This window comes from Cyclobacterium sp. SOCE241, from assembly GCF_056867545.1.
The window spans coordinates 890,749-903,165 of sequence record NZ_CP149779.1; the positions used below are offsets into that span (position 1 = coordinate 890,749).

The following is a 12,417-nucleotide window of genomic DNA, read 5'->3' on the forward strand; positions in this document are numbered from 1 at the left end:
GTTGCGGTGCTAATATCATTGCCTTTGGGCTGGTATGCCATGAACAAGTGGCTTGAAGAATTTTCCTATAAAATAGAAGTGGGTTGGTGGGTTATGGCACTTGCAGCTTTTCTGGCTGTAGCCATTGCCATTCTTACGGTTAGCTATCAAAGCATAAAAGCGGCGATAGCTAATCCGATAAATAGTTTAGGGACGGAATAATTTTGATGCAATTTAAAAACCAGTATCATGTTTAGAAATTACCTTAAAATTGCTTGGAGAAGTTTGAAGAAACAGCCTTTCTTTACCTTTCTAAATACCTTCAGTCTTACCATAGGTATTGCGGGGGGCATGCTCATATCTCTGTACGTTTACGACGAACTGAGTTTTGACAAAATGTTCATTGATTCTGACCGTATTTACCGCATCAATGCGGACATTAAATTTGGTGGCGCGGTCATGAACATAGCTGAAACCGGAGCTCCAATGGCTGGTACAATTCTAAATGATTTTTCCCAGGTTGAAAATGTTACCCGGATCAGGAATCGGGGGAGTTTACTGCTCAGAAAAAGTGGTACTGAAGAAAACACAAAGGAAGACCAGGTAGCTTTTGCAGATTCTACACTTTTTGATTTTTTTGGAATAAACTTGTTGGTAGGGGATTCAAGAACCGCGCTCACTGAGCCAAACACGATGGTGCTGACCAAAACAGCCGCAGAAAAACACTTCTCAATTAACAATGCTTTGGGCCAAACTTTATTGGTAAACAATGAGGATACTTATACGGTAACCGGCGTGATGGACGACCTGCCGAAGAATAGTTTTTTGAGGGATCATTCTCTGTTTATGGCATTGGCTGGGTACGATGATGCACAGCAAATGTTATGGACCAGCCACAATTATTTTACATTTATCAAACTGATACCAGGTGCAACTATTGAAGATTTTAAAGCGCCTCTGCATTCAATGTTGGAAAAATACATCTTTCCATATGTTCAGCAGTTCTATCCCGGAATAACAGCGGAATCTTTTGCTGCATCCGGTAATTATTTAAGGTACAGTACCATTCCTTTGACTGATATTCACCTGCATTCCAATCGCCACCATGAGCTCAGCGCAAATAGTAGTATTCAAAATGTATACATTCTTTCATTTATAGGTTTGTTCTTAATTGTATTGGCAAGCGTTAATTTCATGAACTTGTCAACGGCTTATTCACTAAAAAGAGCCAAAGAAGTTGGCATTCGCAAAACCTTGGGTTCTGACAGGTCCCAACTGGTTTGGCAATTCCTGACAGAAGCAGGTTTGATCTCTTTTATTTCTTTGCTGATGGCTGTAGGGATTGCAGTCTTAGCACTGCCCTTTTTCAATGAACTTTCGGGGAAATCAATGACCCTACCTTTTGCAGCCCCTTATTTCTGGATCATTTTGTTGTCGGCTACCATACTGTTAAGCCTTTTTTCAGGTAGCTATCCTGCCTTCTTTATGTCGAAATTTGTGGCCGCAAAAGTCCTTAAAGGGAGTGGACAAAGCAGTATTGGGGGAGGAGGGGTTCGAAACTCACTTGTCGTTTTCCAGTTTGCCATTTCGGTTATATTGATCGTGGCTACTTTGGTTGTTTTTCAGCAACTTAATTTTATTCAGGGTAAAGACCTGGGCTATACCAAAGATCAAATCCTGGTGATTGATGATGTATATGCAACTGGTAATCAAATTGAAGCCTTTAAAGAGGAAGTTCAGCAATTGGGTCAGGTGGCAAATGTTTCTTTGAGTGGGTATTTGCCTACGCCATCCTTCCGACAGGACAACGGTTTCTTTAAGGAAGGATCTACCGAACAGGAAAATGCTTTGCAGATGCAAAATTGGCAGGTAGATCATGATTATATATCCACCTTGAATATGGAATTAATAGCCGGTCGTGATTTTGACAAACGTTACCCTTCAGATTCTACGGGGATGATAATAAATGAATCCGCCTTGGCAATTTTAGGGCTAAAACCTGAAGAGGCCCTGGGCTTGAGACTGTCTCAGGATTTAGGGGAAGAAAACCCAGATTTCTATAAAGTTATTGGGGTAGTTAAAAATTTCCATTTTGAATCTTTAAGGGAAGATATTGGCGCATTGAGTCTTTCATTAGGCAGTTCCTCAAGTACAATGGCTGTAAGGATAAAATCTGGTGATTTCCCCAATGCCATTGAAGGCATAGCGTCAATTTGGACCAAAATGGCGCCCGGCCAACCTTTCAACTACAGGTTTATGGAGGATTCATTCAATAGGGTCTACGAATCCGAACAAAAACTAGGACAGATCTTTATGGTATTTACTGTTTTATCCATAATGATTGCTTGTCTAGGCCTATTCGGTCTGGCTGCTTTCAACGCCCAAAAGCGTACGAAGGAAATTGGTATCCGAAAAGTTTTAGGAGCAAGTGTGGGGCAAATCACCCTGCGTTTAACGACGGATTTTCTAAAAATGGTAGGTATTTCCATTTTGATAGCCATACCCATAGGATGGTATGCCATGAACAAATGGCTTGAGGATTTTACCTACCGAATAGAAATCGGTTGGAGCATATTTGCTTATGCTGCCTTTCTGGCGATAGGCATAGCCATTCTAACTGTGAGCTATCAAAGTATTAAGGCAGCGATAAAAAATCCTATTCAAAGTTTAAGCACGGAATAATGAAACTCAAGTTTCTAATGAGTAGAAATAATGGCCGCTAAAAACCAAAAATATCATGTTCAATAACTATTTAAAAATTGCCTGGCGAAATATCCGAAGGTATAAACTCCATTCCTTTATTAATATTATAGGTTTGGCGGTTGCCTTCTCTATAAGCATAATGCTGTTTTTAGTTGCCTATTTTCATTTTAGCTTTGATTCGTTTCATAAGGATTCAGACCAATTATTCAAGGTTTCGCGTTTTACCAATGCTTCACAGGGAATGAATATTAGTTCCAGTATGCCATTACCACTGGGCCCAGTTCTGGAAGAGGAGATACTAGGTATTGAGACTGCGATAAACCTTCAAAGAGGCATTCCTGAAAACATAACCTATGGCGATAAAGGCATTGAGAAGATTATTTCCAGGACTGATGCTGAATTTTTTGACGTTTTTAATTTCCCAATCCTTATTGGAGACAAGCAAACAGCCCTCTCAAATATCAATAACATCGCCTTGAGCGAAAGCACTGCTCTCGCCATTTTTGGAGACATTAACCCTATTGGAAAAGAATTAAAAATTGGAAAAATCGGAGAACAGCAGTCGTTTATTGTATCCGCTGTAATAGAAGATGCCCCAAAGAATTCCAGTATTCGTTTCGATGCTGTGGCACGCATTGAGTCACTTGCTAATTATGGTAGCAATAAAAACAAATGGGACATTAATGCTCCCAATTTGTACGTGAAAATTTCAAAAAACAGCAACCAGACAATTATTGAAGAGAAGTTGGTGGCAATGGTGGAAAAATATTACCCTGAGGAATTGGCTTCGCTCAAAATCGAAAATCCGGAGGCCATGGGTACCAGAGAACTGTTAAGCCTTAATCTTACAGCTATCGACCAGGTCCATTTCTCCGGGGAACGAAGTTCCCCCAAAACATTGATCTACGCCATCGCAGTTTTAGGTTCATTTATACTGCTGATTGCCTGTTTCAACTTTGTAAACTTAAACATGGCACATTCCTTTAAAAGGAGTAAGGAATTAGGTGTCCGAAAAAGTTTAGGCGCTTTCAAAGGGCAGCTTATTTTACAATTATGGGGTGAGGCATTTTTACTTTATAGCATAGGATTTATATTGGGGATTGCGATTGCCTTTCAATTGGTGCCTGTTTTTAATGCCCAATTTGGAGGAGGCATTCAAATAGACACCTTATTGCAGCCTGGTTTCCTGGCCATCCTGTTTGGTGTTTTCATGCTCGTCACTTTGATTGCCGGAGGGTATCCTGCTCTAAAAATGGCCAATTTCGGATTGGTGGCCATTTTAAAGGGAAATGTCTCCAAAAATAGACCTGGAGTCTTGCGTAATTCTTTATTGGTGAGTCAATTTGCCATTTCCAGCTTGTTGATCTTTGTAAGTGTAATCGCAGGTCAGCAATTGAATTTCTTAAAGGAAAAACCCATAGGTTTTGAAAAAGAACAAGTGATTAGCATTCCTGTAGGAAATCAAGAAGATGGTAGAAAAGTACTGTCAAGACTTCAAAACGAACTGGCAAGCGATCCTGAGGTTGTTTCCGTATCCGGAGCAGGAGGTAATTTGGGTAGGGGACTAGACCGGGTTACATCAAGGGTGAATATAGATTTTGTTTACAATGAAAACAAGATAGACACAGACTGGATATTGGTGGATTTCGACTACCTAAAAACCTTGCAAATCCCAATTATTAAAGGAAGAGACTTCGATTCTGACTTCGCGACAGACACCATTAATGCAGTGGTGGTCACCCAAAGTTTTGTCAAAGCCATGGGAGAAACTGATCCTATAGGAAAATACTTTGGGGGAGAGGGAGAGCAGTCGGGCAATCAAATTATAGGGGTTGTGCCAGATTTTTACGCGTATTCACCATCGGACAGGTCTTTGCCAATTGTGATGCACCTTTCTGCCCATGAACCTTTCAACTATATTCTCTTAAAAGTTCGATCAGATAATCCAAGTGCCACAATGGATAAACTTGCTACGACCTGGGAAGAAGTAATTCCAAATGTAGCTTTCAAAGGATCCTTTTTAGATGAAAACCTGCAAGCCTGGTATGAAGGAGAAAGTGTTTTAACCACAACATTTGGTATCGCATCGGGCATCGCTATTTTCCTGTCTTGTCTGGGGCTTTTTGCCATTTCCCTTTTGGTCATAGAAATTCGTACCAAAGAAATAGGCATTCGAAAAGTAATGGGTGCCTCAGTCAATGGAATCGTAAAAATGATTTCATTCCATTTTCTAAAGCTGGTATTTATCAGCTTACTAATAGCAGCCCCTTTGGCCTGGTATGCCATGCAAAGCTGGATTGAAGGATATGAGCACCGCATTGTGATTAGCCCATTTACATTTGTTGGGGTTGGGCTGATGGTGGCATTGGTTGCCGTACTCACGGTAAGCTTTCATGTCATAAAAGCTGCTATAACAAACCCCGTAAATAGTTTACGGTCAGAATAAATTAGAATAGTCATCACTGGCCCTAAAAGCTGGTGAAGGCTTTAAATAAGGATTTATGCTTAAGAACAACCTTAAAATCGCCTGGCGAAATATAAAACGAAACAAAGGCTACAGCTTTCTGAATGTTAGCGGTATTGCCATAGGTCTCGCAGCATTTTGGTTGATAGCATTGTATGTAGCCGATGAACTTAGCTATGATCGATCCTTCACCAATTCGGAGCAAATCTTTAGGGTTGCTCAGCATGCGAATTGGGACAATGGAAAAATGGACATTGCTCTTACCTCCCCACCATTTGCAGTCGCTTTAAAAATGAATTCCCTGAAGTGGAAGAGGCAGTAAGAATCAATATTGAAGGTGGTGACCTAATCAATTACGGCAATAAAAGTATCAACCAGGAGGGCATTTGGTTTGCAGAAAATACTTTCTTTGCGCTTTTTAATTACCCGTTTCTTTATGGAAATGGCGCAACTGCCTTGATAAATCCTGGAACCATCGTCATTACTGAAAGCCTTGCGATTAAAATTTTTGGGGATGCCTCAAAAGCAATCAATGAAACAATTGCCCTGGGCAACCAAAAACAGCCTATCAAAATAACGGGGGTAATAAAGGATCTTCCTCAAAACTCCCACTTGAAATTCAGTGCAATCCGTTCATTTGCATTAGAAGATCTGAGAAGTGAAAATTGGAATGCTGCGTTTCTCTATACATACCTTCTTTTAAAGAAAGGGACTGACCCAGATTCATTTGCAAACAAGTTGCTTCCATTTGAAAAGGACCTGGCCAACCGAATGAATTTTTCTGATTTTAAGATAGAATTACAAGCATTGACAGCTATTCATCTGCATTCTCATCTGGATTATGAATTAAGTGCCAATGGAAATGCCGGATTGGTCTACTTATTTATTGTAATTGGGCTACTAGTATTGTTGATTGCGGTAATCAATTACATGAACCTATCTACAGCACGGGCCACCATGCGGGTGAAGGAAATCGGTATCCGGAAAGTAGTAGGATCTGAAATAAAACACCTCGTAGGGTTGTTTTTAAGTGAGGCAATTTTGGTCACCTTTATTGCTTCACTTTTAGCCTGTTTTATCGTTCAATTAACGCTTCCTGTATTTAATCAATTTGCAGAAAAAGATTTGACACTCCTGCATTTCGGAGCTTTTAAAACCATTGGGGCAATTGTTCTTTTTACGGTTTTGACAGGGGTTTTATGTGGGAGTTATCCTGCCTTGTTTTTGTCAAGGCTTAAAATGATTCCTTCACTCAAAGGGCAAATTAGCAATATGGGTACTAGCATTTTCTTACGGAAATCACTGGTAGTAGTCCAGTTTGTCATTACAGTTTGCCTGATTAGTGGCTCCTACATTATTTACAGACAGATGCAATTTGTCTCTCAAAAAGACCTTGGATTTGACAAAACTCAGGTGCTGATAAGCCATATCGATGATGTAAAAGTACGTAGCAAAATACCAGCATTGAAAGCTACACTCTTGCAAAGCCCTATGGTAGAAAGCGTGGCAACAGCCGGTAATCCATTAGGTACCAATTACCTTGGCAAATTTAGTTTCTTTTTTGAGGTAAATGGAAAAATGCAAACCACTGCCACTATGGCAAATTTTCTCTACATCGATGAGGATTTTCTGCCAACCAATGGAATGGCGTTATTACAGGGTAGAAATTTCTCACCTGATATGCCAACAGATAAAGAAGGCACCGTAATCATTAACGAAACATTGATGAATTCCCTTGGCTATACAGATGCCATTGGAAAGAAAATCAATTATAAATCCGGAAATGACAGCCTGGTAAATCGGCAGGTTATCGGGGTTATTAAAGATTTTCATTCAACTTCTTTACAGCATAAAATCGAACCTATGGTACTGTTGATGCCACCAAATGATAGGGAAAGAGACAATCTTTATATAAAAATCTCAAAAGGTAAAGCGGTTGCAGGGATTGCATTTGTAAAAAGTACAATGGAACAATTCGATTCCGAAAATCAAGCAAATGTCCATTTTCTCAATGAAAACTTTAACCAGCAATACCTGTCCCAGCAAAAACAGGGAAAATTATCACTCGTCTTTACGATCCTGGCTTTTATCATTTCAGGTCTTGGTCTGTTGGGATTGGTGATTTTTGTAACTGCTCAGCGTAGAAAGGAAATTGGTTTAAGAAAAGTCCTTGGGGCTTCCATTATCTCTGTTACCCTGATGTTGAGCAAAGATTTCGGAAAACTAGTCGCCATTGCCTCTTTAATCGCCTTTCCCATTGCCTGGTTTGGTATGGATAGATGGTTACAGGACTTTGCCTATCACATTGAAATTAAATGGTGGATGTTTTTGATATCAGGGGCCATTGCAGTTGCAATTGCCATGACAACAGTAAGCTTTCAGGCATTTAAAGCTGCCTTAACAAACCCCGTAAATAGTTTACGGTCAGAATAATATACCGATGATTTCACAAGTACTTACTTCTTGGGCTGTCTTCAAAAGATGAAAATTATGTACAAAAACTATCTAAAAATCGCTTTTCGAAATCTTTGGAGACATCGGGGCTTTTCGTTCTTAAATATAAGCGGCTTGGCCATTGGGCTAACCGCCGGTTTTCTTATTTTACTTTATGTAGGTTTTGAGATAAGTTATGACAATTTCCATTCTAAAGCAGACCGTATTTACCGGGTTGTTGCAGATATAAAAACACCTACAGACAATATCGAAGCAGATATCCCTGCCTGGGCTGTACCGCCGCATTTAGAAGAACAATTCCCTGAAATTGAAGCTGCGGTTAGGATTTCAGGGCTGGATATGTTGGTCCGCAAAGAGGACATCAAATTCCAGGAAACAGAGGCCATAATTGTTGATGCCGATTTTTTCTATGTATTCGATTTTATGCTGCTACAAGGAGATGCAGACAATGTTTTAAAAGACCCCTTCAGCCTGGTGCTTTCAGAAAAGGCTGCAAAGAAGTACTTCGGAAATGAGAATCCTGTTGGCAAAACAGTCAAAATCATGGAGGAAGGCCATTTAGCTACTGTTACTGGCTTGATGGAAGACTTTCCCGAAAACTCACACATCAAGACCAACATGGTGGTATCTATGGCCACCTATACCAAAGGAATGGATAGGGATGTGGATAGTTTTTGGAACAATTACGGTGCGGCTGGCTATATTCTCGTAGCGGAACATGCCAATATTGATCAACTTGTTGCCAAATTTCCAGAATTTTTAGAGCGAAATAATGGAGAGGAAATGAAGAAGTCGCAGATGTATGTCAATCTTTTTCTTGAACCATTAACAGATGTTTATTTACGGTCCACCAGGGGAGGTGCTGGGGGTGGTAATATTAGTAATGTATACATTTTTTCTATTGTGGCTATTTTCATTTTATTAATAGCCTGCATCAATTTTATAAACTTAACTACTGCCAGGTCAGTCGAAAGAGCCAAAGAAGTTGGAATCCGAAAAGTTATTGGTGCAGGCAAACGACAATTGGGCATTCAATTTTTAGGGGAGTCCATTGTTATTTCATTTATGGCATTTATAATCGCCCTAGTTCTTACCGCTATAGCCATTCCCTTTTTTAATGACATGGCCGGTAAAATAATAAGCCCAGGTATTATTTCTAGTGCTAATCAATTGCCTATACTTCTATTAATGTCCTTGGGTATTGGCGTTTTGGCAGGTATCTACCCAGCTTTTGTATTGTCCTCTTTTAAGCCTATTAGTGTTTTAAAAGGAAGTTTTTCTTCTGGTACCAGAGGGATTCTTCTGAGAAAAGGATTGGTAATTGCTCAATTTACCATCTCAATCGCATTGATTATTGGAACCATTGTCATCTATAATCAGATGAATTATATGCGCAACCAGGAACTAGGTTTCAACAAAGAACAAACCATTGTCCTGGGTACAGGTGTTTCGCCTTCTCAAAAAGCATTGAGACATGCCATTGATGATTTACCCAATGTACTTTCAACTTCGCTTTCCTCAAGTGTGCCTGGAAAAAGCAATAGTTCTGCTTATTCTGAAGTGGAGAATATAAATGGTGATTTGCAGATCGCCAACCTCGCACTCTATTTTATAGATGAAGAATTTATTCCTCAATTCGATATACCGCTTGTTGCCGGAAGATCCTTTTCAAAAGCATTTGCAACTGATTCTACCGAGGCCATGGTGGTGAATGAAGAGACAGTGAAGTTGTTAGGATACAGTTCTCCTGAGGAAGCCATTGGTGCCAATTTTAAACAATGGAGACGTGAAGGTAAAATTATTGGGGTAATTAAAGATTTTCATTTTAAATCTCTTCGACAACCTATCGAGCCTTTGACAATGCGGCTTGAACCAAAAGGTACTGATTTACTGGTTGTGAAAGTAAACCCAAAAGATATTCAACAAACTGTAGCTGCTATTGCATCCAAATGGGAGGCTATAATTCCAAACGCCCCTTTTGATTATTATTTCTTAGATCAATCTTTTAATAAACAATACCAGACCGAAGAACGCTTTGGAAATCTCTTCTTGAACTTTGCAGCGCTAGCCATATTTATTTCATGTCTGGGATTATTAGGTCTTGCAGCTTACAGCACCTTACAGCGCAAACGAGAAATAGGAATTAGAAAAGTGTTGGGCTCTTCGGTAGGAGGAATATTAAATCTCTTGTCCAGGGAATTTGTAAAATTAGTAATTATCTCCTTCTTTATTGCTGCCCCTATAGCCTGGTTCTTTATGTATTTCTGGTTAGAGGATTTCGCTTACCGCATTACCCTTCAATGGTGGATGTTTGCTCTCGCAGGGGCTTCAGCAATAATAATTGCACTGCTAACAGTGAGTTTTCACGCCATCAAAGCAGCAATAGTGAACCCAGTTAAAAGTTTAGGTACGGAGTAAAATTCCGCATCAATTAAAGAAGAAAAACCATGTACAAAAACTATCTAAAAATCGCTTTTCGAAATCTTTGGAGACATCGGGGCTTTTCGTTCTTGAATATTGCAGGGCTGGCAATTGGGCTTAGTGCTGGTTTCCTGATTCTTCTTTATGTGAGCTTTGAACTCAGCTATGATCAGTTTCACAGCAAGGCAGACAGGATTTATCGGGTGGTATCGGATATTGAAACACCAACAAGTACCATAAAAAATAGTGAACCTGCCTGGGCTGTGCCACCTCACTTGCATACAGCATTTGAAGAAGTTGAATCAGCAGTAAGAATTCAGGAAACCCGTCTGTTGGTTCATCGCGATGGTAAAAGATACAACGAAAACAATGGTTTGGCAGTTGATCCGGATTTTTCAAAATGTTTGACTTTAAACTTTTATCTGGAAATAAGGAAAATGCACTTGTAGCTCCTTTCAGCATTGTACTCTCTGAATCAATGGCAAAAAAGTATTTTGGAGATCTGGACCCCATTGGCGAGTCTTTGGATATTGAGGATTATGGTTTTGTAGGCAATGTAACAGCTGTGATGGAAGATATGCCTGTAAATTCCCATTTAAGGGCAGATATTTTGATCTCTTTAACCACTTTTTTACTGAAAATTATAGTCCCAATTTGAATGACAATTGGGAAGGGTATGAGCCGGATGCCTATATATTGCTCATGCCAAAGGTAAATGCCAAGGTATTGGAATCTAAATTCCCAGAATTCTTAGAAAGAAATGATGGGGAAGGGATGAAAAAACTCCAGGCCTACGTCACATTGTACCTGGAACCTTTTAAGGAGGTTTATCTGCGATCAGACCGATACAGAACGATAAGTGGAAACATTAACAATGTGTATACCCTATCAATTGTTGCCCTCTTTATTTTGTTGATTGCCAGTATTAATTTCATCAACCTTACTACTGCAAGGTCCACGGAAAGGGCCAGGGAAGTGGGAATACGCAAGGTAATTGGTGCTGAAAAAGACAACTGGGCCTCCAGTTTATCGGTGAATCTACCCTCATTTGTTTACTGGCATTTTCCTTAACCCTTGCCATTACTTCGCTGATTCTACCTGCTTTTAACGATATGGCGGGTAAAACCATAGCTGAGGGTATTTTGTCTAATCCCTCTCATGTCTTGTCTATATTAGGAATCGCAATACTTATAGGAATATTAGCAGGTAGCTATCCTGCATTCATTTTGTCTTCATTTAAGCCTGTAAATGTATTGAAAGGCAGTTTTTCCAATGGAACGAAAGGGATTCTATTGCGAAAAGGGCTGGTCGTTACCCAATTCTCAATTTCCATAGCATTAATCATTGGTACCATTGTCATTTATCACCAGATGAGTTTTATGCGGAACCAGGATTTGGGGTTTGATAAAGATCGGATGGTAATATTGAACTCCAGTAATACTGAGCTAAAAGATGGACTTGAGGCTTTACCTGGAGTAGTCTCAACGAGTTTGGTATCAAGCATTCCAGGAGGAGACAATCCTTTGGCCTATTCAAGGATTCAAAATGTAAACAATGACCAACAAATAGTAGATGTTGATGCCTATTTTGTGGATTTTGATGCCATTACTCAATTTGATATGAAGGTAGTTGCAGGAAGAGGTTTTTCCAGCCAGTTTCCAACAGACACTTTAGAAGCCATGGTAATTAACGAAAGTGCTGCGAAATTGCTGGGCTTTGCTTCTCCGAAGGATGCTCTGGAGGCAAAATTTGAGCAATGGGGGCGTTCAGGCAGGGTTGTCGGGGTAGTACAAGATTTTCATTTTAAGTCCTTAAAAGAAAACATTGATCCCCTTACCATGCGGGTGGACAGAGGTAGAAAAGGGCTTCTGACGGTTAAATTATCCTCAAATGATTTAACAAATACAGTATCCACCATTGAGGAAAAATGGAAGGCCGTTCTACCAAACGAACCCTTCGATTATTATTTTCTTGATGAATTCTTTGACCGTCAATACCGAGCTGACGAGCGATTCGGATACCTTATTTTTAATTTCTCTATGCTGGCCATTATTATTTCCTGTCTGGGCTTATTTGGCCTGGTAGCTTATAGTACTGTGCAGCGACGGAGGGAAATAGGCATACGGAAAGTGATCGGCGCATCCGTAATGGGCATCGTAAAACTTTTGTCCAAAGAATTTTTAAAACTAGTAGGACTCGCAATTATAGTGGCGTCTCCTTTGGCCTGGCTTGTTATGAATTATTGGCTGGAGGATTTTGCTTATCAAATAGAAATTCAATGGTGGGTTTTTGTCATGGCAGGTGCTATGGTTTTGATTATCGCACTGTTGACAGTAGGTTTTCATGCAATAAAAGCAGCGAATATTAACCCAGTAAAAAGTTTAAGAACCGAATAA

General features: G+C 39.8%; 8 protein-coding genes and 1 pseudogene. All 9 read left to right on the forward strand.

Going from position 1 to position 12,417, the window contains the following annotated elements:
* The first annotated feature begins 39 nt into the window (after window positions 1-39).
* The 9 genes and pseudogenes from WG932_RS04290 (at window position 40) to WG932_RS04330 (ending at window position 12,417) form a co-directional block, all read left to right on the forward strand.
* Entirely contained in the window at window positions 40-201 is a 162-nt protein-coding gene (locus tag WG932_RS04290; protein ID WP_483087078.1) for a hypothetical protein, read from the forward strand.
* Window positions 202-228: 27 nt separating this feature from the next.
* Window positions 229-2,661, forward strand: a complete 2,433-nt coding sequence (locus tag WG932_RS04295; protein WP_483087079.1) for an ABC transporter permease — start codon at window positions 229-231, stop codon at window positions 2,659-2,661.
* Window positions 2,662-2,716: 55 nt separating this feature from the next.
* Complete coding sequence (locus WG932_RS04300; RefSeq protein WP_483087080.1) at window positions 2,717-5,128, forward strand: ABC transporter permease; 2,412 nt, start codon at window positions 2,717-2,719, stop codon at window positions 5,126-5,128.
* Between the two features lie 55 nt (window positions 5,129-5,183).
* Window positions 5,184-5,468 (forward strand): ABC transporter permease, encoded by a 285-nt coding sequence (locus WG932_RS04305; RefSeq protein WP_483087081.1) that lies wholly within the window; start codon window positions 5,184-5,186, stop codon window positions 5,466-5,468.
* On the forward strand, window positions 5,453-7,579 hold the full coding sequence (locus WG932_RS04310; protein ID WP_483087082.1) for an ABC transporter permease: 2,127 nt from the start codon (window positions 5,453-5,455) through the stop codon (window positions 7,577-7,579). The genes WG932_RS04305 and WG932_RS04310 overlap by 16 nt, the downstream gene beginning before the upstream one ends.
* Window positions 7,580-7,636: 57 nt before the next feature.
* Entirely contained in the window at window positions 7,637-10,018 is a 2,382-nt protein-coding gene (locus WG932_RS04315) for an ABC transporter permease (RefSeq protein ID WP_483087083.1), read from the forward strand.
* Window positions 10,019-10,047: 29 nt separating this feature from the next.
* A pseudogene (locus WG932_RS04320) lies at window positions 10,048-10,679 on the forward strand (ABC transporter permease).
* On the forward strand, window positions 10,676-11,092 hold the full coding sequence (locus WG932_RS04325; protein ID WP_483087084.1) for an ABC transporter permease: 417 nt from the start codon (window positions 10,676-10,678) through the stop codon (window positions 11,090-11,092). Before WG932_RS04320 ends, WG932_RS04325 begins: the two are co-directional and overlap by 4 nt.
* Window positions 11,093-11,133: 41 nt before the next feature.
* A complete protein-coding gene (locus WG932_RS04330) occupies window positions 11,134-12,417 on the forward strand; it encodes an ABC transporter permease (RefSeq protein ID WP_483087085.1) in 1,284 nt (427 codons plus the stop codon).